Annotated in this window: 26 protein-coding genes and 1 tRNA gene; 15 read left to right on the top strand and 12 right to left on the bottom strand. The window is 62.9% G+C overall.

Annotation, left to right across the window (positions count from 1 at the left end):
* The first annotated feature begins 6 nt into the window (after positions 1–6).
* A complete protein-coding gene (locus H351_RS31290) occupies positions 7–996 on the top strand; it encodes an LLM class F420-dependent oxidoreductase (RefSeq protein ID WP_029254318.1) in 990 nt (329 codons plus the stop codon).
* On the opposite strand, the gene H351_RS00815 is transcribed toward H351_RS31290, so the two are convergent.
* Positions 893–2,272, bottom strand: coding sequence for a sensor histidine kinase (locus H351_RS00815; RefSeq protein ID WP_037119149.1), 1,380 nt, complete (start codon positions 2,270–2,272; stop codon positions 893–895). The genes H351_RS31290 and H351_RS00815 overlap by 104 nt on opposite strands.
* Positions 2,269–2,973, bottom strand: a complete 705-nt coding sequence (locus tag H351_RS00810) for a response regulator transcription factor (protein ID WP_003943475.1) — start codon at positions 2,971–2,973, stop codon at positions 2,269–2,271. The genes H351_RS00815 and H351_RS00810 overlap by 4 nt, the downstream gene beginning before the upstream one ends.
* Positions 2,974–3,140: 167 nt before the next feature.
* On the opposite strand from H351_RS00810, the gene H351_RS00805 reads away from it, so the two are divergent.
* From H351_RS00805 to H351_RS00795, 3 genes are all read left to right on the top strand, one after another.
* Positions 3,141–3,605 (top strand): hypothetical protein, encoded by a 465-nt coding sequence (locus H351_RS00805; RefSeq protein ID WP_029254320.1) that lies wholly within the window; start codon positions 3,141–3,143, stop codon positions 3,603–3,605.
* Between the two features lie 220 nt (positions 3,606–3,825).
* Entirely contained in the window at positions 3,826–4,629 is an 804-nt protein-coding gene (locus tag H351_RS00800; RefSeq protein WP_007732353.1) for a metal-dependent hydrolase, read from the top strand.
* 96 nt (positions 4,630–4,725) lie between these two features.
* Complete coding sequence (locus tag H351_RS00795) at positions 4,726–6,492, top strand: cholesterol oxidase substrate-binding domain-containing protein (RefSeq protein ID WP_029254321.1); 1,767 nt, start codon at positions 4,726–4,728, stop codon at positions 6,490–6,492.
* A 5-nt stretch (positions 6,493–6,497) separates the two neighbouring features.
* On the opposite strand, the gene H351_RS00790 is transcribed toward H351_RS00795, so the two are convergent.
* Positions 6,498–7,166, bottom strand: coding sequence for a DUF6891 domain-containing protein (locus H351_RS00790; protein ID WP_029254322.1), 669 nt, complete (start codon positions 7,164–7,166; stop codon positions 6,498–6,500).
* A gap of 92 nt (positions 7,167–7,258) precedes the next feature.
* Complete coding sequence (locus tag H351_RS00785; RefSeq protein ID WP_029254323.1) at positions 7,259–8,872, bottom strand: DHA2 family efflux MFS transporter permease subunit; 1,614 nt, start codon at positions 8,870–8,872, stop codon at positions 7,259–7,261.
* 119 nt (positions 8,873–8,991) lie between these two features.
* Between H351_RS00785 and H351_RS00780 the strand changes: the two genes are divergently transcribed.
* Positions 8,992–9,468, top strand: a complete 477-nt coding sequence (locus tag H351_RS00780) for a MarR family winged helix-turn-helix transcriptional regulator (protein ID WP_020905958.1) — start codon at positions 8,992–8,994, stop codon at positions 9,466–9,468.
* A gap of 55 nt (positions 9,469–9,523) precedes the next feature.
* Here H351_RS00780 and H351_RS00775 read toward each other — a convergent pair whose 3' ends face one another.
* Positions 9,524–10,555, bottom strand: a complete 1,032-nt coding sequence (locus tag H351_RS00775; RefSeq protein ID WP_029254324.1) for an ABC transporter substrate-binding protein — start codon at positions 10,553–10,555, stop codon at positions 9,524–9,526.
* Between the two features lie 189 nt (positions 10,556–10,744).
* Here H351_RS00775 and H351_RS00770 point away from each other — a divergent pair, with 189 nt between their 5' ends.
* Entirely contained in the window at positions 10,745–12,301 is a 1,557-nt protein-coding gene (locus H351_RS00770) for an acyl-CoA synthetase (RefSeq protein ID WP_029254325.1), read from the top strand.
* A 1-nt stretch (position 12,302) separates the two neighbouring features.
* Here the strand turns inward: H351_RS00770 and H351_RS00765 are convergent, their stop codons facing one another.
* The 4 genes from H351_RS00765 to H351_RS00750 all read right to left on the bottom strand — a co-directional run bounded on the left by H351_RS00765 (position 12,303) and on the right by H351_RS00750 (position 14,227).
* Entirely contained in the window at positions 12,303–12,656 is a 354-nt protein-coding gene (locus H351_RS00765; RefSeq protein WP_029254326.1) for a VOC family protein, read from the bottom strand.
* A gap of 76 nt (positions 12,657–12,732) precedes the next feature.
* Positions 12,733–13,056 carry a hypothetical protein gene (locus H351_RS00760; protein WP_020968253.1) on the bottom strand — a complete coding sequence of 108 codons (324 nt, stop codon included), beginning with the start codon at positions 13,054–13,056 and terminating at the stop codon, positions 12,733–12,735.
* 74 nt (positions 13,057–13,130) lie between these two features.
* Positions 13,131–13,204: transfer RNA gene (locus H351_RS00755), tRNA-Pro, on the bottom strand.
* 54 nt (positions 13,205–13,258) lie between these two features.
* Complete coding sequence (locus H351_RS00750) at positions 13,259–14,227, bottom strand: metallophosphoesterase (protein WP_003943461.1); 969 nt, start codon at positions 14,225–14,227, stop codon at positions 13,259–13,261.
* Positions 14,228–14,359: 132 nt separating this feature from the next.
* Between H351_RS00750 and H351_RS00745 the strand changes: the two genes are divergently transcribed.
* Positions 14,360–14,836: a GatB/YqeY domain-containing protein gene (locus tag H351_RS00745; protein WP_003943491.1), complete on the top strand. Its 477-nt coding sequence runs from the start codon at positions 14,360–14,362 to the stop codon at positions 14,834–14,836.
* A gap of 92 nt (positions 14,837–14,928) precedes the next feature.
* Here H351_RS00745 and H351_RS00740 read toward each other — a convergent pair whose 3' ends face one another.
* The gene (locus tag H351_RS00740) at positions 14,929–17,298 is read right to left on the bottom strand and encodes a penicillin-binding protein (RefSeq protein WP_003943525.1); all 2,370 of its coding nucleotides are present in this window, start codon (positions 17,296–17,298) and stop codon (positions 14,929–14,931) included.
* A gap of 293 nt (positions 17,299–17,591) precedes the next feature.
* On the opposite strand from H351_RS00740, the gene H351_RS00735 reads away from it, so the two are divergent.
* Complete coding sequence (locus H351_RS00735) at positions 17,592–17,915, top strand: WhiB family transcriptional regulator (protein ID WP_019746605.1); 324 nt, start codon at positions 17,592–17,594, stop codon at positions 17,913–17,915.
* 19 nt (positions 17,916–17,934) lie between these two features.
* On the opposite strand, the gene bagB is transcribed toward H351_RS00735, so the two are convergent.
* A complete protein-coding gene (bagB, locus tag H351_RS00730; RefSeq protein WP_029254327.1) occupies positions 17,935–19,113 on the bottom strand; it encodes an ATPase BagB in 1,179 nt (392 codons plus the stop codon).
* The gene (gene bagA / locus H351_RS00725) at positions 19,113–20,126 is read right to left on the bottom strand and encodes an ATPase BagA (RefSeq protein WP_019746607.1); all 1,014 of its coding nucleotides are present in this window, start codon (positions 20,124–20,126) and stop codon (positions 19,113–19,115) included. Before bagA ends, bagB begins: the two co-directional genes overlap by 1 nt.
* A 53-nt stretch (positions 20,127–20,179) precedes the next feature.
* Here bagA and H351_RS32220 point away from each other — a divergent pair, with 53 nt between their 5' ends.
* The 7 genes from H351_RS32220 (at position 20,180) to H351_RS00695 (ending at position 24,990) form a co-directional block, all read left to right on the top strand.
* On the top strand, positions 20,180–20,344 hold the full coding sequence (locus H351_RS32220; protein WP_003943454.1) for a Sp36 family protein: 165 nt from the start codon (positions 20,180–20,182) through the stop codon (positions 20,342–20,344).
* A gap of 5 nt (positions 20,345–20,349) precedes the next feature.
* Positions 20,350–20,820 carry a RidA family protein gene (locus H351_RS00720; RefSeq protein WP_003943508.1) on the top strand — a complete coding sequence of 157 codons (471 nt, stop codon included), beginning with the start codon at positions 20,350–20,352 and terminating at the stop codon, positions 20,818–20,820.
* Positions 20,820–21,605: an MBL fold metallo-hydrolase gene (locus tag H351_RS00715; RefSeq protein ID WP_029254328.1), complete on the top strand. Its 786-nt coding sequence runs from the start codon at positions 20,820–20,822 to the stop codon at positions 21,603–21,605. The genes H351_RS00720 and H351_RS00715 overlap by 1 nt, the downstream gene beginning before the upstream one ends.
* A gap of 126 nt (positions 21,606–21,731) precedes the next feature.
* Entirely contained in the window at positions 21,732–23,207 is a 1,476-nt protein-coding gene (locus H351_RS00710; RefSeq protein ID WP_020905966.1) for a 2-hydroxymuconic semialdehyde dehydrogenase, read from the top strand.
* Positions 23,208–23,249: 42 nt separating this feature from the next.
* A complete protein-coding gene (locus tag H351_RS00705; protein WP_042950503.1) occupies positions 23,250–24,023 on the top strand; it encodes a 2-keto-4-pentenoate hydratase in 774 nt (257 codons plus the stop codon).
* Entirely contained in the window at positions 24,020–24,472 is a 453-nt protein-coding gene (locus H351_RS00700) for a RidA family protein (RefSeq protein WP_029254330.1), read from the top strand. Before H351_RS00705 ends, H351_RS00700 begins: the two co-directional genes overlap by 4 nt.
* Positions 24,469–24,990 (top strand): 3-hydroxyanthranilate 3,4-dioxygenase, encoded by a 522-nt coding sequence (locus H351_RS00695; protein WP_003943511.1) that lies wholly within the window; start codon positions 24,469–24,471, stop codon positions 24,988–24,990. Before H351_RS00700 ends, H351_RS00695 begins: the two co-directional genes overlap by 4 nt.
* Positions 24,991–24,992 lie beyond the last annotated feature (2 nt).

Raw genomic sequence — 24,992 nt, 5'->3', positions numbered from 1 at the left:
TCAGTGATGGCACGATTCGGCTATACCTTGATGACCGAACAGGCCGGCCCGAAAGAACTGGTCCGCCATGCAGTTCGGGCCGAAGAAGTCGGCTTCGACTTCGAAGTGATGAGTGATCATTACTCGCCGTGGCTGACCGAGCAGGGGCATGCGCCTTACGCCTGGTCGGTGCTGGGAGCAGTTGCCCATGCCACCGAGCGAGTCGGGTTGATGACGTATGTGACTTGTCCGACCGTCAGGTACCACCCTGCCGTGGTCGCGCAGAAAGCCGCGACGATCCAGATCCTCGCGGACGGGCGCTTCACACTGGGATTGGGAAGTGGCGAGAGCCTGAACGAGCATGTGGTCGGTGAGGGGTGGCCGTCCGTCGACACCCGGCACGACATGCTGCAGGAAGCAGTGAGCATTATTCGTGCACTGCTTGCCGGAGATCTGGTGAGCTGGAAGGGGGAGTACTTCGACGTTCAGTCCGCGCGGATCTGGGATCTCCCGGAGAACCCGGTTCCCCTGGCGCTGGCCATGTCCGGCGACAAGTCCGTCGAGCGTTTCGGTCCGATGGCCGATGACCTGATTGCCGTGCAACCGGATTCGGATCTGGTGCACCAGTGGAAGCATGTTCACGGACGGGCGTACGGGTTGGCGCCAGCAGGCCGGACCATCGGTCAGATTCCGATCTCGTGGGATCCTGATCGCGACACGGCCATCGCTCGCGCTCATCAGCAGTTCCGGTGGTTCGGTGGAGGGTGGTCTGTGAACTCCGAACTACCCACACCGGCGAGTTTCGCAGGTGCGACTCAGTTCGTGCGCAAAGAGGATGTGGCGGAAAGTATTCCGTGTGGTCCTGATCTCGATGTCATCGTGGAGTCAGTCAAGGCGTACACCGATGCCGGGTTCACCGATGTGGCGCTGGTACAGATCGGTGGAGATACCCAAGACCGATTCTTCGACGAGGCAGCCAAGCCACTGCTCGAGGCTCTGCACGTCGAATTGGGTTGATCGAGAAAATCAATCGAGTTCCGCCGAGGGGGCTCGCGTCGAGTCGCGCGCTACCGCCGTGCAGCCGCGCCTGCTGCGCGACGAGGGCCAACCCCAAACCGCTTCCGGCGTCGCCGGCGCCGGTACCACGAACAAATCGTTCGAACATCGCTTCGCGTTCCGACGGCGCGATCACGGTGCCGTTGTCGTCGACGTATACCGTCGCCGAACCGGTGGCAGCCCCTGATCGGACGGTGATCTCGACTTCGTCGGCATTGCCGTGCCGAACGGAGTTGGTGACGGCGTTGGTCAACACCAGACGGATGCCCGCGGGAAAGGCCTGAACCGAAAGTTCTTCCGGTGCTTTCAAACGAACGTCGACCTGAGGGTGCAGACGGCCTGCGTCAGCGACGGCACGATCGGCAACCTCCACGAGATCGACGTCGGCACAATCCTCCGGATCGGCCACTTCACCCAGGGCGAGCGTCTCGAGATCGGTCAGGGTGCGCTCGATCTGGCGCTGCGCCTCCAACAACTCGCTGGACAGTTCGCGGCGTTGGCTTTCCGTGAGATCCAGTGTTGCGAGAACTTCGAGATCGGTACGCATCGACGTGAGAGGTGTGCGTAGTTCGTGGGCGGAGACGCGAGCGAAATCGCGTGCCGACTCCAACGCCTCTTCGGTGCGGCTTCTATCGGTTTCGATGCGGCTGAGCATGCTGTGGATTGCCTCCGACAGTTCTTCGGCTTCGCGCGTTCCGCGCACCGACGGTGCCCGGCGCGAGAGTCCTTCGACGTCGAGGTTGCTGCCGATCGAACTGGTGGTCTCGGTCAATTGCTGTAGAGGCCGGACGGCGCGGCCTGTGAGGAACCAGCCGAGCCCGGCCGCGGCAAGGATGGCGACCACTGCCGCAGCGGCCACTTGGAACTGCTGCTCACGGATTGCCTGGGTCAGTGGGTCTTCGGGGATGCTGACGGCCAGTGCGGCGCCGCTGTCGCCGGGCACGAGAACATCCCGACTGCGAACATCGGTGGTAGCCAAGGCGCTGACGGTCGTGGCGTTGAATCCAGGGCTGACCACGAATGGTTCTGTGGTTGCAGTTGGTGTTTCGATGAACAGGGGGCTCGGCGCACTCGCTGCGACGCCCAGGGTGACGGAATCGAGAGTGCGTTCGAGTTGTTCGGATCCGTTGACGCGCAAGAAGACCGCGAACGCAATTCCGATCGCGGCAATCACGATTCCTGCGGCCAGGCCCGACGCGATGGCTACCCGGGTCTGAAGTGACAGCGGCCGCTTCATCGTTCGGCCCTCAGGACGAAGCCCACTCCGCGCACTGTGTGGATCACGCGGGGCGCGCCGTCGACTTCGAGTTTCTTGCGTAGGTAGGTGACGAAGACGTCGACGACATTGGTGTCGGCAGCGAAGTCGTAACCCCAGACGAGTCGCAGGAGTTGTGCGCGACTGAGTACGACACCGGCATGCTCGGCGAGTACCGACAACAGGTCGAATTCTCTTTTGGTGAGTTCGATTCGCCTACCGTCGATGTGCGCTCGATGGCCACGGAGATCGACCGTCAGCGGTCCGACCGTGATCGGATGGTCGACCGACGGAGTGGCTCGCGTCGTGCGTCGTAGCAATGCGCGCAGTCTGGCGACGAGCTCGGCCAATTCGAAGGGCTTGGTGAGGTAGTCGTCGGCGCCCGCCTCCAGCCCCGCGATGCGGTCACCCACGGAACTTCGGGCGCTGAGTACGCAGATCGGAACCTCGTTGCCGATCGCGCGCAGGGCGGTTACCACTCCGACGCCGTCGAGGCCGGGCATGTTGACGTCGAGAACGAGTGCGGCCGGGCATTGCTTGTTCACCGATGACAAGGCCGATCGTCCGTCGACGGCAGTTGCCGTGTCGAAGCCCGACAATCGGAGTCCACGTTCGAGCGAATTCAGAACCTTCGCGTCGTCGTCAACGATCAGGATGCGCTCGCGTGTACTCACTCCAGCCATGGTGCCATCGGATTGCGACCTGGGGCCTCGCTCGGAGCGAGGGCCGCCGCATTCTCATCAACTCCTAAGAAACCGACAACAGATCTGCAGTGTTGGCTTCATAACCTCGGGTTTCTCGGATGCGACCGCGCCGAGAATTCGAGAACGTTCGATCAAGGAGAACAACGATGACGCGATTGAAAGTGAACGGCAAGCGGGCCAGCCGGACCGGTGTGGTGGTGGCGTCGGTGGCGGTCCTCGGTATGGCCGTGGCGCCGGGAATCGCCTGGGCTTCCAACCCGATTTCCGAAGGGTCGCCGGTGGCGGTGCGATCGATCGCGACCGCTCCGTCAGAGGCGGGTGTGGCTCCGGAAGTAGCGTGTGGTGCCGCGACGCCGATTTCCGACGAGGAACTGCAGAAGCTCATCGACGAGGGCAAGGTCGTGCGCGCCGAGGAGGCGGGTACAGCCGCAATCACGATCGAAGTCCCTGGCGACGCCGCGACATTCATTGCGCGTGAAGGGGTGCCGGCGTTGCCGACCGTCGAATGGGCTCCGGCGATCGAGGGTGTTCCGGCAGAGGTGCTCAACATGGCAGGCGTCGCTCCGCTGGAGGAAGGCGTTGCCCTGTCATGCGCGGTTGCTGCGGGCTGACGAGCGAAAAAAGCTCCGCATGAACCGCTTTGACCTGGAACGGTACGGCCGTACTCAACCGGGTCCGGAGGTTGGTCAACCCTGTCGGTAGCACTTGCTACGTTCGGGGCGGTCTCGGCGAGCATGCCGGGGCCGTCGCCGACGGCGTCATGTGTGTGGTGTCTTGCAGAGGGTCCGGTACGGCCTGATGCGGGGCGCGTTTCGAAAGGTGTTGTGTTTCATGGTCATGGGCCCCACCCACGCGATGTCCGGTGCTGCTGTGGGGTTGGTGGTTGCAGAGTTGTTGCCTCTCGATTGGGGAGGGCCCACATCCACCGCTGAAACCTTGACCTTTGCCGGTGTGTGCGCGGGAGCCGCCTTGCTTCCCGACCTCGATACCGGTCAGTCGACGGTTTCCCGATCATTCGGTCCGCTCAGCAAAGCGCTGGCCAAAGGTATCGACGCAATTTCGGTGACCTTCTACCGCATCACCAAAGGCAAGAAGGACGGCAAGCGTCGTGGTGGGCATCGGACGCTCACGCACACCGCACTGTTTGCCGCCGGTCTTGGTGCCGGGGTCTCGGCGCTGGTTGTTCAGTTCGGGAAGCCCGCCATCATCATCACGCTGTTCTTCTGCCTCGGGTTGGCGATCCGAGGATTGGCGGGTGAATTGGCCAAGGAGAAGGGTTGGCTCGCCGTCTCCGCCGTTGCGTTGGTGCTCTCGGCCCTCACCTGGCAGTGGTATCCGAGTGAGGCCGGATCCACCGGGCTAGGTGTTGCAGTGGCACTGGGCTGCGCCACACACTGTCTCGGCGATGCGATCACCAAGGAAGGGGTGCCGTTTCTCGCGCCCCTGATTCCGCTCGGCGGCAAGCGGTGGTGGGAACAACGGCTGCCGTCATTTCTGTCCATCCGCGCAGGTGGGAACCTCGAGAAGATTCTAATCGGGCCGGCGCTGACGGTCCTGACTGCCTGGTTGATCATCAGTGCTTTCGACGGCGCCCCGGAAGCGATCTACGCCGTCTTCGCTCCGATGGTGCAGTGAGCATCTAAATCTTTTATTACGGAACCACTGGCATCGTAATCATATTTGTTCTACGTTCGTCCCTGACATGAACCGAGTCGGCTGACGGAGTGAGCAGTGGTGCATCAAGCAGAGCGCAAGGCGGAGCACAGCTCGAGAGAAGACGGTGTGAGCCGGCGCGGATTTCTCGCAGCGAGTGTCGGCGCAGCTGCTCTCGCGGGTATTTCCTGGGCACCGGCGGGAGCTGTTCCCTGGGGCTCGGCATCGACCATCGCGCCACCGCCCGGATTTCCGTCGGACATTCCGTTGTCACAGCAGGCATACGCGAACTGGTCGCGAGAAATCATGCTCGACAGCGTGTGGACGGCGACGGCACGTCATATCGACGACGTCGTCACCCTCGCCAACTGGGCGTTCGACAACGGGTACACAGTGCGTGCGAAGGGAACGATGCACGGGTGGAGTCCGTTGACGGTGGTGCCCGGCGCGCCTTCGGATCGAGTTCTGCTGGTCGATACGATGGCGAACTTGAATTCGGTTGTGGTGCAGCACGGCACGCCCGCAACAGTCACGGCGGGCGCCGGCGCCAGTATCGAAGCGATTCTGACAGCGCTCGAGCGCGAGGGGCTCGGGTGGGCCAACTCTCCGGCGATCGGTGAGCTGTCCATCGCCGGCGCGCTGGCGATCGGTGCTCACGGGGCAACCTATCCGGCGGTGGGGGAGACGATCACCCCTGGCCAGTCGTATGGTTCGCTGAGCAACCTGATCACCGAGATCACGGTGGTGGCGTGGGACGAAGGCAGCAATCGCTACGCGCTGAAGACTTTTCACCGATCAGATGACGAGATCACGGCTTTCCTGACTCACCTGGGCCGAACCTTCGTCACCTCCGTGACACTGCAAGCCGGGGAGAATTATCGGCTGCGGTGCCAGAGTTTCACCGACATTCCGTGGCAAGAACTCTTTGCTGCTCCCGGTTCACCAGGGCGTACCTACGAGAGTTTTGTCGAGAAATCCGGACGGGTGGAGGCGATCTGGTTCCCGTTCACGCAAACACCGTGGCTCAAGGTCTGGACGCCGACCCCGGTCAAACCACCGGAGTCCCGAGAGGTGAGCGGGCCGTACAACTACTTCTTCTCCGACGCGATTCCCGAAGAAGTCACCACCCCGTTGGGGATGGTGGCGCAGGGCCTTCAAGCTGCGACACCGCTGTTCGGCGCCTCTCAGTTCGGAGCTGTAGCAGCAGGATTGGCGCTGACCGACACCGACGATCTGTGGGGCTGGTCAAAAGATGTTCTGTTCTACCTGCGGCACACGACGTTGCGCGTAGTAGCGGGCGGCGGCGCGGTGATCACCAAGCGGTCCAACCTCGGCCGAGTCGTCCACGAGATGACGAGTTGGTTGAACGAGCGAATGACGCACTACGCGTCGCTGGGGCAGTATCCCGTCAACATGCCGTTCGAAGTGCGTCTCTGTGGTGTCGATGACAGTGGCGAAGTCCTTGTCGACAGCGCCGGCGTGCCGGATCTGTCAGCGGTGCGGCCCCGGGCGGATCGTCAGGACTGGGATACGGCGATCTGGATGAACGTGGTCTCGATTCCCGGCACCGCGGGATTGCCCGCGTTCCTTCGCGAGATGGAACGGTGGATGGTCGCGAACTACTCCGGCGATTACGCGACTTTCCGTCCGGAGTGGTCCAAGGGATGGGCATTCACCGATCAAGCTGCGTACCAGGACGACGAATTCCTCACCAGCACAGTGCCTGCCACCTTCCGTGCCGGTGGCGACGGGAACTGGGACTTCGCTATCGCCACGCTGGACGAACACGACCCGCACCGCGTCTTCAGCAATACGTTCATCGACCGCGTCTTGCCACCCAGCTGAATCTCCTACTGCGGTAGTGGTTTGCGCCAGCGCACGTCGGAGATGCGGATGCGCTGATTGTTGTCACCGTTCCAGTCGACGCTCAGTCCCTGGGCTCGGAGTGCGTCGGCTACCTGGCGCCCGACGGTCTGATCGGTGTGCGCGATCATCTGTGCCTTGGCGGTTTCGTCGCCGCCGAACGCGGCGGAGACCAGCGCGGGATCGAGATCGTGGGCCGGACGAAACGCACTGTAGGACAAGTAGAGATCGGACGGCTCGTCGCCGAGACGCTCCGCATCTTGCATGTGGAAGAACGTGTACGCCCACTGAGCAAAGGGATACCCGTTCTCGTCCGGTTCGGACGGCGTGCGTTCGTCGTCGATTTCGGTAGTGCCGCACTGCATGCAGCAGGTGAAGTTCATGCGGGCCACGATGCCGTTGCGCTCGAGTTCTGCGAAGGCGGCGGATACGCGCTCGAAGTCGCCGGGACCCGCCCACTGGGTCTGCTCCCCGAGCCTTCGGTCCCAGACCTCACGCACTATTGCGTCGATCTGTCTGCCGAGTTCATCGTTCTCGAAACCGCCCTCGACACAGTCTCGGGCGGCTTCGCAGATTTCATCGAACGTCGCGAACCCGGGGACTACCAATTCGCGTGCTTGCTCACGGACGGCCACGATGTCGGCCGCGCTGAGCACCGTTGCAGGCTGACGTGACCGTGCTGACCGTGACGGTGCTGACCGTGACCAGGGCAATCGCATACCGGCACCGTACTGCACCGATCCGGCCGTCAGGCGTCGGCTGCTGCCTTTGTTTCCTCCTCGGTCGACGGGGCAGGCTTGTTCGGGATGAGCGCGGTGGCGATCAGGCCGACCACGACAAATCCGGCCGCAAGGTATCCGCCGAGTGTGATCCCGTGAGTCATTGCAGACTGTGCAGCGTCGGCGACGAAAGCGGTGCTCGGTGACCCGGCCAGCGAGTCGATGGCGGCGCCCGCGCTGTCGGTGACAGCACGCGTCAACTGATCAGCCTGAGCTTGGTCGACACCGGACTCGGTGAGGTCGTTGTTCAGCGTGGAATTGAGAGTGCTGAAGAAGACCGTGGTGAGGACAGCGATGCCCAGTGCGGATCCGAGTTGGCGGAACGCACTCTGAATGCCGGAGCCTTGACCGGCGCTCTGCTCGGGAATCTCCTCGAGCACGACGTTGGTCACCTGCGCAGTCGCAAAACCGACACCGATGCCGTAGAAGAAGAGCACTGCGGCGATAGTCCACCAGGGGCTGTCTGTCGCAGCGATGAATCCGAGACCGGCGAGACCGAGCGCTTCGAGGGCCAAACCGATACGGACCAAGCCCAACGGCGAGACCTTCGACGCCATTCCGAAGCTCGCACCACTGGCGACAAAGCTGCCGATGGCAATGGGAACCAGCGCGAGCCCTGCCTGGAGTGCGCTGTACCCGAGCGTGAACTGAAGCCAGAGGGGAAGCACCGCAACGATTCCGAACTCACCGAGCCCGATGATCAGCGTCGCGATGTTGCCGTTGCGGAACGACGAGATGGAGAACAGCCGTACGTCCATCAGCGCCCGCGACGGATCGTCGCTGCGGGTGAGCATGGTTTGACGGTAGGCGAACGCACCGAGCGACAGAACGGCGAGAACCAACGCCACCAGAACCGGCGACGGTCCGCTGGACCACGACAGGCCGAACAGATCGAAGGGTTCCTTCGTCGTCAGCCACCCATACGTACGTCCCTCGACGAGGCCGAAGGCGAGCAGGCCCAGGCCGGCGATGGACAGTGCCGCTCCGGTGGCGTCGATGCGCCCAGCGGTGCGGGGTGAGGGCGCGATGAACAGCACCGCGCCGATCAGAATGAGCGCAGCAAGCGGAATATTGATGCCGAATGCCCAACGCCATGAGGCATGTTCGGCAAGCCAGCCGCCGAGTAGTGGGCCGAGGGCGGAGGCAGCACCGATGGTGGAACCCCAGACTGCGAAGGCCTGGCCGCGGGCTTTGCCGGTGAACATCGCGTTCAGAAGCGACAGTGAGGTGGGCAGGATCATGGCCGCGCCGGCGCCCTGCAGGAATCGCGCCAGGATGAGCAAGCCGCCGTTCGGTGCCAGTCCGGCCAGCAGGCTCGTTGCGCCGAACACGACGACACCGGCGATGAAGATGCGACGGGCGCCGACCAGGTCCGCAACTCTGCCGACCAATAGCAGGAGCGCCGCGAACACGATTGCGTAGGACTCTTGGATCCATTGAGCCTGAACGGAGTTGATCCCGAGATCTTCGATGATCGAGGGAACTATGACGTTGACGATAGTGGTGTCGACGACGATCAGTGCCACGCCGAGTGCGATGGCGATCAGGCCCAACCACTTGCGAGTGGTGGGTGAGATGTTCACGAATAAACCTCCATTGTGAAGTAACTTCACAGTGAAGGTATATTTGAGGCGGTAAGTTGTCAACGTGCGCGCTGGGCTCGACCGGCCGCCGTCTGGCACAGGAAAGGTGGGATCACGGGGTGGAAGCACCGCGCGACATCTCCGTGGAGCGGGAGCGGCTGATGGACGAATTCCGCGCGTACGGTGGGACGTTCACCGAATTCAGTCATCGATTCGCGTCGTGGCTCGGCCTGCATTCCACCGACGCGACTGCCTTGATGGAAATCACCGCTGCCGAGGAGAAGGGGGCGCCGCTCTCGCCCGCCCGCCTCGGAGAGCGGATCTCGCTGACGTCGGGCGCAACCACCGCGTTGCTCAACCGCCTGGAGAAGGCGGGACATATCGTCCGGACCCGTGAGAATGCAGACCGTCGCGTGGTCACGCTGCACAGCAGTGCGCATGTGCAGGACCTCGCGGACGAGTTCTTCGGCCCACTTGCCGTGCGACTCGACGCCATGATGGAGAAATACCCGCCCGAACTGCTCAGTCGATTCGAGGAATTTCTCGTCGACCTGCACTCGACGATGAACGAACACCTCGAGCAAGACAACCGCTGAACAAAAAAGCCGCCCGACTCCGGAGAGTCGGGCGGCTTTTTTGTGTCGGTGACGGCTACTTGCCGAGCTTGGCCTGCAGGTCGTCGAGAACCAGGCCTGCGCCTGTCGGGCCGAGGCCCAGGAACCAGGTCTCGTCACTCACCTCGGTGGCGCGGCCTTCCTTGACTGCGTCCATGCTTGCCCACAGCGGGCCGGCAACAACGGTGGTCTGACCGGTGTCTGCGGGATTTCCGTAGCTGGAGTAGAAGATTCGGTCACCCTCTGCCTCGGTGATCGTTTCCGGGCTGACCTCGACGGCCAACTCGTTGATGTCCTGGATCGCCGGGCGTGGCAGGCCGACATCCTTCAAGATGACGCCGATGAACGACAGGTTGCCGTACAGGCGCAGCTTCCCGGACATGAAGCGAACCAGCGAGATGGTCGGCGAACCGTCGATCGACTCACGGACCTGATCCGCGTGCGTCTGGTAGTCGTTGAGAACCTGCTCGGCCTTGGTCTCCTCGCCGAGTGCGTCACCGGCAAGGAGGAAGTTCTCCTTCCACGGGAAGCCGGGGCGGATGCTGAAGACCGTCGGCGCGATTGCCGCGAGCTGCGGGTAAAGCTTGTCCTGGCGCAACTTGCTGCCGAGGATCAGATCTGGCTGCAGTGCGGTGATCGCCTCGAGGTTGAGGTTGTTGGTCGTGCCGACATCGGGGACGCCGACCAATTTGTCAGCCAGGTACGACGGCTGACCGGCGGCACTTTCCGGGCTGGCGATGCCGACCGGGGTGATCCCGAGCGATAGGACCTCGTCGAGTTCGCCACTGTCGAGGACGACGACGCGGGTCGGCTTGGCCTCGAGGGTGGTCTCGCCCAGAGCATGGGTGATGGTGCGTGGGAACTCGCCGGGCGCAGCATCGCTGCCGAGCTTCGCGGTTTCCGTGTCGGCGGTGCTGAACAGCTTGCCGCCGGTTGCGACATCAGTGTTGCCGTTTGCGTTGCCGCCGGCGTCGGAAGAACCGCAGGCCGTAGCGGCAAAAACAGTCGCCAGGGCAAGCATGGCGACCCGGACCGACGTGCGGCTCCGGAGAGTGGTGCGTGAATGCATTAGGCTACCCTACCTTCCGGCTATCGGGCTTGGTCAGAGAGGTATCCGCACCGTTGATGCCAGGTGAGCAGCGCGTCAGGTCTCGCTCAGCGGGACCGCTACGCAATTCGGACTACAGGGTGCGACCAACGTGTTAGCTTCGCGAAAGACCTGTACTGGTAAGCGAAGACGCGTGTAGTGAGGATTTCGATGACCCTGAACATTGCCGATCTGTTCGAGGCCGTTGCCGATGCGATCCCCGATCGGGTTCCCTTGATTCTGGAAGACGCGCGGTTGAACTACGCCGAACTCGAACTGCGATCGAACCGACTCGCACATCATCTGCAGTCCGTCGGCGTCGAGCCTGGGCAGCACGTCGGTATTCACATGCGTAACTGCGTCGAGTACGTCGAAGCGCTCCTGGCTTGCTTGAAGATCAGAGCAGTGCCGATCAACGTCAACTTCCGCTATACCGATGCAGAACTCCTGTACATCTACACCAACTCTCAAATGGTGGCATTACTCGTCGAAGAGGAATTCGCGCCGACGGCATTGGCCGTGGTTCCGCAGTGTCCGGAGATCTCCCACGTGCTGATCGTCGGCGACGACTATGAGAACGCCCTTGCCGCGCAGACTGATACTCGCGACTTCGGCCCGCGAAGCAACGACGACCATTTCATCATCTACACCGGCGGTACAACCGGAATGCCCAAGGGCGTGGTGTGGCGGCACGAGGACTTCTTCTTCGCCGCGCTGTCCGGAGCGAACCTCAGCGGGCCGCCGCGTCGGAGTCTCGAAGAGGTTGTGGATGCGGCGGTGGCGAACATCAATCCGACTGTGCTGCTACTCATCCCGCCGCTCATGCATGGAGCCGCGATCTATTCACTGCTCACGGCTTTCCTCATGGGAGCGCCCCGAGTGTTGACCCGCAGCTTCGATCCGACGGAAGTGCTGCGACTGGTCGAGGCCGAGAAGATCACCGGAATCACGGTCGTCGGCGATGCGATTGCTCGGCCGATCGCCGACGCCATCGCTGCAAGCGAAGGGCGCTACGACCTTTCGACTCTCAAACTGATCGGGTCGGGTGGCGCATTGTTCTCCCCGAACCTGAAGGCAGAACTGACAACCCGATTACCGGGACTGGTGATCAAGGATGCCTTCGGTGCTTCGGAATCCGGCAACGACGGCGTCGTCGAATTCGGTGAGGACGGTTCAAAGCGAATTCGATCCAACCCCAACATGATTCTTGTCGACGACGAATTTCGTCGCATCGAACCAGGCTCGGGCACAACCGGTTTCATCGCCAGGGCCGGCCATGTCCCCGTGGCCTACTTCGACGACCCCGCCAAGACTGCTGCAACTTTTCCTGTCGTCGACGGGGTGCGTCTGGCGGTACTCGGGGACATGGGCACGATGGAAGCCGACGGAACCATCGTGCTGCTCGGGCGCGGTTCGATGTGCATCAACTCCGGCGGCGAGAAGGTCTACCCCGAAGAAGTGGAGCAGGCGCTCAAAACTCACCCGGCAGTTTTCGACGCTTTGGTAGCGGGCGCGCCCGACGCACGATTCGGTGAGAAGGTCGCCGCTGTCGTGCAGGTTCGGCCGGGGTTCGAAGATGTTGCGACGGAATCATTGTCGGAGCACTGCCGCACCCACGTGGCTGGGTACAAGATCCCCCGGTCGATCGTGCTGGTACCCAGCATCCTCCGCTCACCCAGTGGGAAGGCCGACTACCGTTGGGCTCGCGAAACCGTAGCGGGAGTGTGAATCACCTTCCGATACTTCGGACGACGCACCACTCGTTTCCCTCTGGATCCAGCAGCACCTGAAAGGTACCGGCCGGGTCCTGCTGGACAGTACCGACCCGAGTTGCGCCGAGGCGCTCGGCGGCCTCGGTTGCAGCGACGACGTCATCCACGCTGACGTCGATGTGTAGACGATTCTTCGTCAGCTTGGATTCCGGTACGCGCTGGAACGCGAGGCGGGTCCATCCTGGAGGGTCGACAAACGCCCACGCGGTGTTTCGCTCCACTGGTTGTCCGCCGAGGATTCCGGCCCAGAATTTCGCCAGTGCGATAGGAGACGAGCAGTCGACGACCACCTCATCAACCTGCCCGATCACCGCTTCACAGCTCCGCTGAATTCGGCTGTCACAACGGTGCTGAATTCGGCTGTCACAGCTGCGCTCAATTCGGCTGTCACAGCCAGGGCTCGATCGGCTTCTTCACCCACATGATCTTCTCGTCCGGATGCTCACGCCGAGCTTCGGGACGGTCAGGGTTAGCGGCTGCCCACACAGCTTTCTCGTCGAGCAGTCCGGCCGCGATGGTCCAGGTCTCCCGCGTGCTCGGCGGATTGGCGCCGGCCGCACGTGCGAGTTTGCGCAGTCGATCGTCGGGCATCTCTAGCAACTCTGTGCTACTGATATCGCGATCCCAGGCGAACTTGGCCAGGCCGACGGCTTTCTCGCGTCGGCTACGGCTCGCCATGTCGTTGTGCGCAAAGTCTGGTTGGGATGCCACGGCTTCACCTTATCGTCAACGCAATCGAGGCCCTCCCGCGTGAGCGGAAGGGCCTCGATTGCTGTTCTTCACTGTCGGGGTGGCGGGATTTGAACCCACGACCTCTTCGTCCCGAACGAAGCGCGCTACCAAGCTGCGCCACACCCCGTGTCGAACCTCGGTTAGCTTACATTACCGAGTCGACTGACATTAAATCCGCAGGTCAGTTGCGTAGAACCGACGCTGGAGACTCTGCGGAACTGTGTGCGGAGACGTGCTCCGGTTCGCGCCTGGTGGCCGGAACCAGAGTCAACAGAGTTGCCTCGGGGCGGCAGCAGAAGCGCGCCGGCGCCCACGGCGAAGTGCCGATGCCCGCGGAGACGTGCAGCTGGGTGTGCGCGCCCCACTTCGACGGCCCCTTGACCCGGGATCGATCGATCTGGCAGTTGGTGACCAACGCGCCGTAGAACGGAAGGCACAGCTGACCACCGTGCGTGTGGCCGGCGAGCACAAGGTCGTAACCGTCGTCGGCGAACCGATCGAGAACTCGAGGTTCGGGCGAGTGCGTCAGACCAAGCTTGAGCTGGGCGACGGGATTGGGTGTTCCGGCGACGGTGTCGTAGCGATCACGCTTCAGGTGCGGATCGTCGACTCCGGCCGCTGCGATGCGAATACCGGCCACTTCGAGTTCGCGGCGCACGTGGGTCATGTCCAGCCATCCACGTTCGGTGAACGCGGCCCGCAGATCGCCCCAGGGGAGGGGATCCCCGGTGATGCGCTTGTCCTTGTTGAAGATGTAGCTCAGTGGGTTCTTCGGTTTCGGAGCGAAGTAGTCGTTGCTGCCGAAGACGAACAGACCCGGCCGAGCCAACAGATCACCGAGCGCCTGGACCACTGCCGGGACGCTGCGCTGATGCGACAAGTTGTCGCCGGTGTTGACCACGAGGTCGGGGTCGAGGCCTTCGAGCTCACGCAACCAATTCTGTTTCAACCGTTGGTTCGGCATCATGTGCAGGTCGCTGAGATGGAGGACCCGCAGCGACGACGAACCGGGCGCCAGGACTGGCATCGTCACCTCACGCAGTGCAAATGCATTGCGTTCGATGCCGGATGCGTACCCGATCCCTAGTGCAGCGGCGCCCGCGGCACCAAGTGCGGTGCGGGTCAGATTGGTGCGGAACTGGGAAGACACCTCTCAAGGATACGGGTGTGGCGTTCTTCTGCGTCGCTCTCGCCGCCATTTGCAGCTATTCCACAGAGAATTGTGTCCGGGCGGAGGTAACTATCGGCACGCTCGAAACGCCGAGCGCGTAACGTTTCCACCATGTCCGACACGACACCATCGCTCAAAGCCACCCTCCGAACCGACATGGTTGCATCCATGAAGGCGAAGGATCCGCTACGTACAGCCACCCTTCGGATGCTCATGGCAGCCATCCAGACCGAAGAGGTGGCCGGTAAGGAAGCACGAGTCCTCACCGACGAAGAAATCATCAAAGTCCTTGCAAAGGAATCGAAGAAGCGCGGCGAATCGGCCGAGATCTACACCGAGAACGGCCGCGGTGAGCTTGCCGCGAAAGAGCGCGCCGAAGCTCAGATCATCGACGAGTACCTGCCGACGCCGTTGACCGACGCCGAGCTTGTCGACGTCGTCGACACCGCCCTCGCTCAGGTGTCCGAGGAGCTCGGTGAGCGTCCGGGGATGCGTCAGATGGGCCAGGTCATCAAGGCCGCCAGCGCGCTGGCCAAGGGCAAGGCCGATGGCGCCCGTATCTCTGCAGCAGTGAAGTCCCGCCTGTAGAAGCGCCACCAGAATCGAAAACGGCCGCGATCTCCGAGTCATTCGGAGATCGCGGCCGTTCTTGTTTTCAGAGCCGTCAGTTTTCAGGGCCGTCAGTTCGGCGGGGTCCCCGCGGGCGGTGCGGGTTCACCTCCGGGCGGAGTCGCATCCGGGGGAGTCGCGCCCGGTGCCGGAGCTGCTGGAGCTGCCGGGGATGCGGGTGCTGCCGGAGCCCTCACGGAACCGTCACTGATGTAGATCGTGACGGTCGAACCCGGGATCGCGGACCCGGACGGCGAAACTCCGGTGACCGTTCCCGCGCGTGCTCCGGACGCCGTCGTCACGGAATTGACCGTGAAGCCGGACGCCTGCAACCTCGACGTCGCCGCCGACTGGCTCAGGCCGACAACCTCGGGAACCTGGCCGTTCTGCGATCCCCGTGCGTACTTCTCGTCGATCGGAGGCAGTGAGGTGGGCCCGAAGTTGTTGGCGACCGGGTTCATTGCCGCGAACCAGGATCTCGCCGGTTCGGTACCGCCGTACAGGTTGCCGCTGTAGCAGGGGCGCAGCGGACTCGAGCAGATCTCTCCCGGCGTCGGGGAGTCGCCGAAGATGTAGACAGCGGCAGCGAGGTTGTTGGTGAAGCCGAGGAACGCCGAGGACTTGTGGGTCTCGGTGGTACCCGTCTTGCCCGACATCGGCAGGCTCCATCCGGCGCTGCTTGCAGCTCCGGCAGACGTACCGGCGCCGACGTCGTCACGGCTCATGGCGTTGGCGAGTGTGTCTGCCAAGCCGGGCTCGACAACCTGCTCACAGCCCTGCTCGGTGACGGCCACAGGCTTGCCGTAGCGGTCGAAGACCGAATCGATGGGACTCGGCGGGCACCACTTGCCGTGCGAGGCGAGAGTGGCCGCGACGTTGGAGAGTTCGAGTGGGTTGATCCAGGTGGGACCGAGGGTGAACGAACCGAGGTTCTGTTCCTTCTGGAAGTCGGCCATGCTGCGCTCGTCGAAGCCCGAGGTGTTGGGATCAGCGTACGAGCGCATGCCGAGACGGACGGCCATGTCGACGGTCGGCGTGACGCCGGTTGCCTCGATGAGCTTGACGAAAGCGGTGTTGGGGGACTGTGCCAGCGCGTCGGTCACGGACAGCGTCGGCGGGTAGTTGCCGGCGTTCTCCACGCAGTAAGTCGACACCGGGCAACCGGCCGCACCACCGCTACCCATGCCCTTGGCTTCGAATCGCTTGGGCACGTCGAGCGTCGCGTTGATACCGAGGCCCTTCTCCATCGCCGCAGCCGTCGTGAAGATCTTGAAGACGGAACCCGCACCGTCACCGGCAAGGGAGTACGGCTGTGCCTGGACGGTTTCGTCGGCGTCGGCATTGAGACCGTACGTGCGACTGCTGGCCATCGCGATGACCTTGTGTGAATCCTGGCCCGGCCTGATCACGTTCATCACGTTCGCGATGCCGTCGAGGTTGGCGCTCGCGTTCGCGTTCAGTCCGGCCTTGGTGGACGCCTGGACCTGCGGATCGAGAGTGGTCTTGATGAGGTAACCACCCTCGTTGATCTGGTCGCGCGTGATTCCGGCGTCCGAGAGGTACTTCAGTGCGTAGTCACAGAAGAATCCGCGATCGCCTGCAGCGATGCAGCCGCGCGGCAAGTTGTTGGGGGTTTCCAGGACGCCGAGGGGCTCTTCCTTGGCTGCGCGGAACTCGTCGGCACGATCCGGAATGTTCGTGATCATGGTGTCGAGCACGGTGTTACGACGCTCGGTCACGCCCTCGACGTTCGTGTACGGGTTCAGTGCGGAGCTGGACTGAACCATGCCGGCAAGCATCGCCGACTGGGGAACGGTCAGATCTGCGGCATCGACGCCGAAGTAGGTCTGAGCGGCGTCCTGGATGCCGAAGGATCCGTTGCCGAACGGTACGAGGTTGAGGTACCGGGTGAGGATCTCGTCTTTCGTGAGTTCCTTGTCCAGCGTCAGGGCCATCCGGATCTCGCGGATCTTTCGGGCCGGGGTGGTCTCGATGGCAGCGCGGCGCTCGGCATCCGTCTTGGCCACGACCAACAGTTGGTAGTTCTTCACATACTGCTGATCGAGTGTCGACGCGCCCTGCTGCACTTCACCGGTCGTCGTGTTGGTGAGGAAGGCACGCAGCGTTCCCTGCCAGTCGACGCCCTTGTGGTCGGGGAACCGACGGTCCTCGATGGAGACGATCGCCAACTTCATGTTGTTGGAGATCTTCTCGCTCGGGACTTCGAAGCGTCGTTGGTCGTAGAGCCAGGCAATGGGATTGCCTGCCGCATCGACCATGGTGGACACCGCGGGGACCGTGCCTTCGACCAGTTCGGCCGAGACGTTGTCGACGGTATCGGCGGCGCGGTTGGACGCAAATCCGAATCCGCCCGCCACTGGGAACATCACCCCTGCGACCAGGACACCCGCCAATGCGGAGCTTCCGGCGAGCTTCGCCACTGTTTTTGCAATCGACACGATCTACAGAGTACGTGTGCCCACCCATTGGAACCGGTTTCAGTGTTTTGGGGGTGTTCAAAACCTTCTGAACACGCGCTTTGTACTGCCGTACCAAAAAATGCTCCCGAGCGTCTTGCGTTAGGGCCGTTCTTTACCTAAATTGTGATCAGTGTGATCGACGTAACACTCGATCACGAATGTGTCTCAGCTTTCACCGTGCTACCGCGGGGACGGCTGAGATGGTGCGCTGCTCGCCCTATGGCGACGGTCAGACTTTGTAGAGGGGACCCAGAATGTACACAGCCACCCCGAGTAGCCGTTTGGACATCGAGCAGGCCGAGGCACGAATTGCCTGGGTAACTAAGGCACGATGCCGCGAGGTCGACCCCGACCAACTTTTTGTTCGTGGCGCCGCGCAGCGCAAGGCGGCCACCATCTGCCGTCACTGCCCGGTCCTCATGCAGTGCGGAGCAGATGCTCTCGACAATCGTGTCGAGTTCGGTGTGTGGGGCGGAATGACCGAGCGTCAGCGCCGTGCACTGCTCAAGCAGCACCCCGACGTCGACTCCTGGTCCGAGTTCTTCGAAGACCAGCGCCAGCATCACTCAGCAGTCTGATCCAGGCCGATCGGGGGGATCAGCCCTTACGAGTGAGCTGATCTCCCACCGCGCGCAGCGCCTCGAGGTCCGAGACCTCGAACGGTAGCGACGGAACACCGATCAGCGGCACCCTCGGGTGAGCTGCGGTGAATCGACTCAGCAAGGCGATCTCCCGCTTCGCGATCACTGCCCGATGGGCATGGATGCGGAGAACGGCTGCGGTGAGGGCTTCGGCCTCGGTCGCACTTTCCTTCGCTTCCAGTTTGTCGGCGGCGGTCACCGCATGATCGGCAGGCAGAGCCGTCAATGTCGGGTGCGTGCGGTTGAGAACCAGACCGGCCAACGGCATCGAGTCGCCCGCAAGGCGATCGACGAAGAACGCCGCCTCTCGCAGAGCGTCGGGTTCGGCCGCTGCGATCACCAGGAAATGAGTCCCCGGCTGACGTAGCAACTCGTAGGTCTTCGTTGCGCGTTCACGGAAACCGCCGAACATCGAGTCGAGCGACTGCACGAATGCCGATGCATCCGAAAGCATTTGGCTTCCCACGATGGTGGAGACACCCTTCAGTGCCAATCCCATCGCGCCGGCGACGAGCCTGGTCAGGCCACGGCCGGGTGCGGAGAGCAGCCGGATCATCCGTCCGTCGAGGAATGTGCCGAGCCTCTGCGGGGCGTCGAGGAAGTCGAGCGCATTGCGCGACGGCGGGGTATCGACGATCACCAGATCCCACGCGTCGTTCGACGCCAGCTGCCCCAACTTCTCCATCGCCATGTACTCCTGCGTTCCGGAGAACGATGTGGCAACGGTTTGATAGAAGGGATTCGCCAGGATCTGCTCGGCCTTCTCAGGGCTCGAATGCTCGATGACCATCTCGTCGAAAGTCCGACGCATGTTCAGCATCATCGCGTGCAGTTCGCCCGTGGCCTCGGGACCCAGCTTCACCGGCTGCGGAGTGTTGTCGAGTTCGGCCACACCCAGGGCCTGTGCGAGGCGGCGGGCCGGATCGATGGTGAGGACGACTACGCGTCGGCCCTCTTCGGCTGCACGCAACGCCAGGGACGCGGCCGTCGTGGTCTTGCCGACGCCACCTGCGCCGCAACACACCACGATCCGGGCCGTCGGGTCCTTGATGATCGCCGAAATATCGAGGGCAGGAGCTGCGCGTCGGCCGGTCCTGGAACTGCCGACCGTCACGTTCTCGGTGGTCTCGGTCATCACACGCCCTGTTCCGTGAGGTATTCGGCAAGCTCGTACAGCCCACCGAGATCGACGCCGTCGGCGAGTGCGGGAAGTTGCACCCGAGCCCCGTCGATCTCGCGGAGCTTCTCGGCGCTGGATTCTTGAGCTTCGAGCACCGAGGCATGCTCGATCGTCTCGGTGAGCAGGCCTGCGAAGTCGTCGTCGGACAGATCGATGCCGACGTCCGAGAGTGTCGACCGGATCGAAGCCGCGTCGATATCGCCGGCAGCGGCACCGGAGAGTTGGTCTTCGGGCAAGAACCTCGGGCTGGCGCGGTTGACGATGATGGCACCGAGGTTGAGGTCGTCGCGCGCCAGTTCTGCGGCGGCGTCGGCAGTTTCCTGAACGGGCAGCGCTTCGAGAAGTGCAACAAGATGTACGACGGTCTCCGGCGAGTGCAGCAGCCGAACGACGCCTTCACTCTGGGAGTGCACCGGGCCGCCTTTGGCGAGATCGGCCATCGCCTTGGTGACGTCGAGGAAGCTGCCGATTCGTCCGGTCGGGGGAGCGTCGACGACAACGGCGTCGTACACGCGCTTGCCGGTTCGATCGGTGCGGATGACGCACTCCTTGATCTTGCCGGTGAGCAGAACGTCGCGAAGGCCGGGAGCGATGGTGGTGGCGAATTCGATGGCGCCGAACTTACGCATCGCCCGGCCGGCGAAGCCGAGGTTGTAGAACATTTCGAGGTATTCGAGGAACGCGGTCTCGATGTCGACGGCCAGAGCCATCACTTCACCGCCACCTTCGGCGGCCGCGACTTTGGTCTCCTGCGGTGGAAGCGGCGGTACGTCGAAGAGCTGCGCGATTCCCTGGCGGCCCTCGACCTCCACGAGGAGAACGCGCTTGCCGCCCTCGGCCAACGCGAGCGCCAACGCGGCGGCAACCGTGGACTTACCGGTTCCGCCTTTACCCGACACAAAGTGCAGGCGGGCCTTCGTCGCAGACTCGGGCCAGGTCCTGCTCAGCTCATCTTGGGATGCAACCACACCGCGAGCCTATAAGTCTGGGGCCGAAGATGTACGCGGGATAGGCTCACCGCATGAGCGAAATAACTTCCTGGGAATACACCGTGACTCCGTTGCTGGTCCACAATCCGAAGGCAATTCTCGACAACTGGGGTGTCGACGGCTGGGAACTCGTGGCAGTCCTGCCGAGCGCGTCGGGCGAGCAGCACGTCGCGTACATGAAGCGTCCGAAGGGCTGAATCACATGGCAGAGGCAACACAGACCTGGTCGGAGCGTCTCGCCGAACTGGGCATTGCACTTCCCGCCGTCGCGGCACCCGTTGCTGCGTACGTTCCCGCGGTTCGCAGCGGCAACCACGTGTACACGTCGGGTCAGCTCCCGTTCGTCGACGGAAAACTGGCGCTGACCGGCAAGCTCGGTGCGGGCGTGTCGGATGAGGACGCCAAGGCTGCGGCTCGCACCTGCGCGCTCAACGCTCTTGCTGCCATCGACGCCCTGGTCGGCATCGACAACGTCGTTCGCGTTGTCAAGGTTGTCGGCTTCGTGGCATCCGCCGAAGGATTCACCGGTCAGCCCGGCGTGATCAACGGCGCTTCCGAATTCCTCGGTGAGGTGCTCGGCGACGCCGGTATCCATGCTCGTTCGGCAGTCGGCGTGGCAGAGCTTCCCCTCGGCTCTCCGGTCGAGGTGGAACTGATCGTCGAAGTTCGCTGATGTCGACGGTCCATCCCGCCTACGCGCAGCTTCGCCGCGTCACCGACATCGCTTCGGTCTTGCTCGAGAACAATCCGGGCATGATGACGCTGGACGGTACGAACACCTGGATTCTGCATGCTCCCGGTAGCGTCGAGTGTGTAGTCGTCGACCCAGGCGACAACGACGAGGAACACCTGCAACGTGTCGCTGGTATCGGTCCGGTTGCGCTGACCTTGATCACGCACCGGCACTACGACCACACCGGCGGGGTGGACCGTTTCCATGAATTGACCTCGGCTCCGGTGCGTTCCGTCGACCCCACTTTTCTGCGCGGGGGTGCTTCGGCGCTTGTCGACGGTGAAGTGATCGAGGTGGCGGGACTGAAGCTGCGGATCCTCGCGACTCCGGGACACACCGCTGACTCGGTGTCGATAGTCATCGAGAACGATGCGAGCGTGCTGACGGGCGACACCATTCTCGGCCGCGGCACCGCAGTTCTGGACGACTCCGACGGCGATCTGGGGGATTACCTCACATCACTGCGGTCGTTGGCCGCACTCGGCGAAGGACTGACGGTTCTTCCCGGGCACGGTCCGGACCTGCCCGATCTGCAGGCGATTTCGCAGCAGTACCTTGCTCACCGCGAGGAGCGTCTAGCCCAGGTGCGGGACGCTCTGACGACGTTGGGGGAGTCGGCATCGGTGCGCGATGTTGTCGAGCACGTCTACTCCGACGTGGACCCGAAGCTGTGGCCGGTGGCGGAGAAATCCGTCAACGTGCAGTTGGCGTATCTGCGCCGCTGAGGCGCTCGGCGCCGACATGAAGAGTTGAGTTGTGTAGCCGAACTGCCGCCATCTATGCCGATCGAGGTATAGCTGGCGGCAGTTTTTGCATTTGTTTGATATGGGTCACGGGCCAATAGTTAGTCCATGACCTCACAATGCGACGGATGGATCCGCAATTACGTGGACGGCTCCTATGTCGAACCCGACGAGTCGTCGAGCTTCGATCAGGTCGACCCAGCAACGGGCCGTGTTCTCGCCCGGGTCCACGAGGCCGACAAGGCCCTGGTCGATCGGGCCGTGACCTCTGCCAGACGTGCTCTGGACAACGGTTGGGCCGATACGCCGGTCCGCGAGCGGACGGCTCTGCTGCGACGCGCCGCCGACCGGATCGAGGAGCGATTCGAAGAGTTCGTCGCCGCAGAAATGGCGGACACCGGCAAGCCGATCACACAGGCACGCGAACTCGACGTCGCGCGCGCCCTGACGAACTTCCGCACTTTCGCCGACATCGTCGCCGCGGCCGGACAGGAATCGTTTGTCACGGATCTCGCGGGTGGCAAGCAGGCGTTGAACTACGCGATCCGCAAGCCGCTCGGCGTGGTCGCTGTCATCGTTCCCTGGAACCTGCCGTTGCTTCTCCTGACCTGGAAGGTTGCGCCCGCGCTCGCGTGCGGGAACTCCGTGGTGGTCAAGCCCTCCGAGGAAACCCCAGCGACGGCGTCGTTGCTTGCCGAGGTACTCGAAGAAGTCGGCCTGCCTGCCGGTGTCTACAACGTCGTCCACGGGTTCGGTGCGAACTCCGCCGGCGAGTTCCTCACCACGCACCCCGGCATCGACGGTGTCACCTTCACCGGATCTTCGGCAACCGGTTCCCATGTCATGAAAACCGTTGCGCCGCGAGTCCGTCCGGTCTCGTTCGAACTCGGTGGCAAGAACGCCGCGATCGTCTTCGACGACGTCGACATCGACGAAGCGTTGACGGGTCTGACCAAGTCGGTGTTCACCAACACCGGCCAGGTCTGCCTGTGCACCGAGCGGGTGTACGTGCACCGCAGCATTTTCGACGACATCGCCGGTGGACTCGTCGAGCGGGCAGCCGGATTGCGTCTGGGCGACCCGACGCTCGATGCAACGACGACCGGACCGCTCATTTCGCAGGCGCACCGGAAGAAGGTTCTCGACTACTTCGAGATCGCCGAGCAGGAAGGCGCGAAAGTGCTGACCGGCGGCGGTATTCCGGACCTCGGACAGGAACTGTCGGGCGGATCGTGGATCGAACCCACCCTGTGGACTGGCTTGACCAACAAGGATCGCGTCGTGCGCGAGGAGATCTTCGGACCCGTTGCAGCACTCATTCCGTTCGAGACCGAAGCCGAAGCGATCGCCCTGGCAAACGACACCGAGTACGGCCTCGCTGCCTCCGTGTGGACCAACGACCTGCGCCGCGGACACCGCGTCGCGCAGAAGATGAACGTCGGAATCTCCTGGGTCAACACGTGGTTCACCCGCGAACTGCGATCTCCCTTCGGCGGTATGGGCCTGTCCGGCATCGGACGTGAGGGTGGCGAGTCCTCGCTGCACTTCTACACCGAACCGACGAATGTATGTGTGCAACTGTGAACATCGAAACCGCAAAAGTTTTCCAGAAATGAGCGAGGCGTGATGACAGCCCCCGAAGACACCGTATCCGCGCTCGCGCGTCGCCTCGACGACGCTGCGCAGACTCGCACCGACACCCCGAGCCTCGCCGACGAATACACCATCGACATCGACGAGGCCTACCGGATCCAGAACGAACTCCTCGAACGACGAACCAGCCGTGGCGAATCGATTGTGGGTATCAAGCTCGGCTTCACAAGCCAAGCGAAGATGGCGCAGATGGGTGTCTCCGAAGTGATCGTCGGTCAGTTGACCGACGCGATGTGCGTGAGCAACGGCGGCGAAGTCGACCTGAGGACGTTCATTCATCCCAAGATCGAACCCGAAGTGGCATACCGCCTGTCGAAGGACGTCGATCTCGACGATCCGAATGTCGACATCGAAACCTGCGTCGACGCGCTGGCTCCCGCTATGGAGATCATCGACTCGCGCTATCGCGACTTCCGCTTCACCTACACCGACGTCGTCGCTGACAACACCAGCGCTGCCGGGTATGTGATCGGGCGGTGGCTGCCGCTACAGAACGTCGAAGACCGTTCCGTACGTATGGAGGTCGGCGGCGAGACGGTAGTCGGTTCCACGTCGGCCATTCTCGGCGATCCGGCGCGCGCTTTGCATGCCCTGCTCGACATCGCCCGCCGACGCCGAATTCCGTTGCGCGCCGGTCAGGTAATTCTGGCCGGTGCCGCCACAGCAGCTGTGCGACTCGACGAGGGCGTCGCACAGTGCACGATCGACGGACTCGGAACCGTCACGGTGAAAGGTGTGAAGCGATGAGTGGGGCGCAGGTCATCGAGAAGCTGGCGAACCCGCGCGGAAAGTTCCCCCACGTCAAGGTGGTCGGCGATTTCGTCTATGTCTCCGGGACCAGTTCGCGTCGACCCGACAACACGTTTGTCGGCGTCGAGGTCGACGAGATGGGGACGACGGCGCTCGACATTCGGGCGCAGACGCGTGCCGTCATCGAAAACATCGCGGCAATCCTCGCCGAAGTGGGTGGAGAACTCAGTGATCTGGTTCAGGTCACCTCCTACCTGGTGTCCATGAACGACTTCGGTGGATACAACGAGGTGTACGCCGAACTGTTCGACGAAAACGGTCCGACGAGAACGACTGTGGCTGTTCACCAACTGCCCCACCCGCATCTGCTCATCGAAATTTCCGGCGTGGCGTACGTGCCCGCCTCCAAGCGCTCAGCGTCCGAAGATACGGAGAATGCATCATGACCACGATTCCTCCCGTCATCGACTTCAAGAAGTGGATCGACGACAACCGCCACCTGCTGCAGCCGCCTGTCAACAATCAGACGATGGCGCTCGGAGACGACTTCATCGTGCAGGTCGTCGGCGGACCGAACCAGCGGACCGACTACCACCTCGATCCGTACGAGGAGTGGTTCTACCAGCTCGAAGGCGACATCCACGTCAACGTCATGACCGAGGACGGTCCTCAGCGTGTCGACATTCGTGAGGGCGAAACCTGGTTGCTGCCGGGAGACATTCCGCATTCGCCGCAGCGTCCCACTGCGGGCTCCATCGGCCTGGTCATCGAACGCGTCCGCAAGGAAGGCACGCTCGAGAAGTTCCAGTGGTACTGCCTCGAATGCGATCACAAGATTCACGAGGTCGAACTTCAGGTGCGCGACATCGTGGCCGACCTTCCGCCGGTGTTCGTCAAGTTCTACGAGAGCGAAGAAGCCCGCACGTGTGACAAGTGCGGCACGCTCCATCCCGGCAAGGGCTGAGT

The sequence above is a fragment of the Rhodococcus erythropolis R138 genome (genome assembly GCF_000696675.2).
Lineage (GTDB): Bacteria > Actinomycetota > Actinomycetes > Mycobacteriales > Mycobacteriaceae > Rhodococcus_F > Rhodococcus_F erythropolis.
This window is presented reverse-complemented; position numbering and strand designations above follow the sequence as displayed.

Excerpts from the sequence above, each read along its gene's own strand:
- H351_RS00700 (WP_029254330.1), top strand. The coding sequence starts at position 24,020 with ATGAGTGGGGCGCAGGTCATCGAGAAGCTGGCGAACCCGCGCGGAAAG.
- H351_RS00815 (WP_037119149.1), bottom strand. The coding sequence starts at position 2,272 with ATGAAGCGGCCGCTGTCACTTCAGACCCGGGTAGCCATCGCGTCGGGC.
- H351_RS00735 (WP_019746605.1), top strand. The coding sequence starts at position 17,592 with ATGTACACAGCCACCCCGAGTAGCCGTTTGGACATCGAGCAGGCCGAG.
- H351_RS00695 (WP_003943511.1), top strand. The coding sequence starts at position 24,469 with ATGACCACGATTCCTCCCGTCATCGACTTCAAGAAGTGGATCGACGAC.
- H351_RS00745 (WP_003943491.1), top strand. The coding sequence starts at position 14,360 with ATGTCCGACACGACACCATCGCTCAAAGCCACCCTCCGAACCGACATG.
- H351_RS32220 (WP_003943454.1), top strand. The coding sequence starts at position 20,180 with ATGAGCGAAATAACTTCCTGGGAATACACCGTGACTCCGTTGCTGGTC.
- H351_RS00775 (WP_029254324.1), bottom strand. The coding sequence starts at position 10,555 with ATGCATTCACGCACCACTCTCCGGAGCCGCACGTCGGTCCGGGTCGCC.
- H351_RS00805 (WP_029254320.1), top strand. The coding sequence starts at position 3,141 with ATGACGCGATTGAAAGTGAACGGCAAGCGGGCCAGCCGGACCGGTGTG.
- H351_RS00800 (WP_007732353.1), top strand. The coding sequence starts at position 3,826 with ATGGTCATGGGCCCCACCCACGCGATGTCCGGTGCTGCTGTGGGGTTG.
- H351_RS31290 (WP_029254318.1), top strand. The coding sequence starts at position 7 with ATGGCACGATTCGGCTATACCTTGATGACCGAACAGGCCGGCCCGAAA.
- H351_RS00705 (WP_042950503.1), top strand. The coding sequence starts at position 23,250 with ATGACAGCCCCCGAAGACACCGTATCCGCGCTCGCGCGTCGCCTCGAC.
- H351_RS00710 (WP_020905966.1), top strand. The coding sequence starts at position 21,732 with ATGACCTCACAATGCGACGGATGGATCCGCAATTACGTGGACGGCTCC.
- H351_RS00770 (WP_029254325.1), top strand. The coding sequence starts at position 10,745 with ATGACCCTGAACATTGCCGATCTGTTCGAGGCCGTTGCCGATGCGATC.
- H351_RS00720 (WP_003943508.1), top strand. The coding sequence starts at position 20,350 with ATGGCAGAGGCAACACAGACCTGGTCGGAGCGTCTCGCCGAACTGGGC.
- bagB (WP_029254327.1), bottom strand. The coding sequence starts at position 19,113 with ATGACCGAGACCACCGAGAACGTGACGGTCGGCAGTTCCAGGACCGGC.
- H351_RS00810 (WP_003943475.1), bottom strand. The coding sequence starts at position 2,973 with ATGGCTGGAGTGAGTACACGCGAGCGCATCCTGATCGTTGACGACGAC.
- H351_RS00715 (WP_029254328.1), top strand. The coding sequence starts at position 20,820 with ATGTCGACGGTCCATCCCGCCTACGCGCAGCTTCGCCGCGTCACCGAC.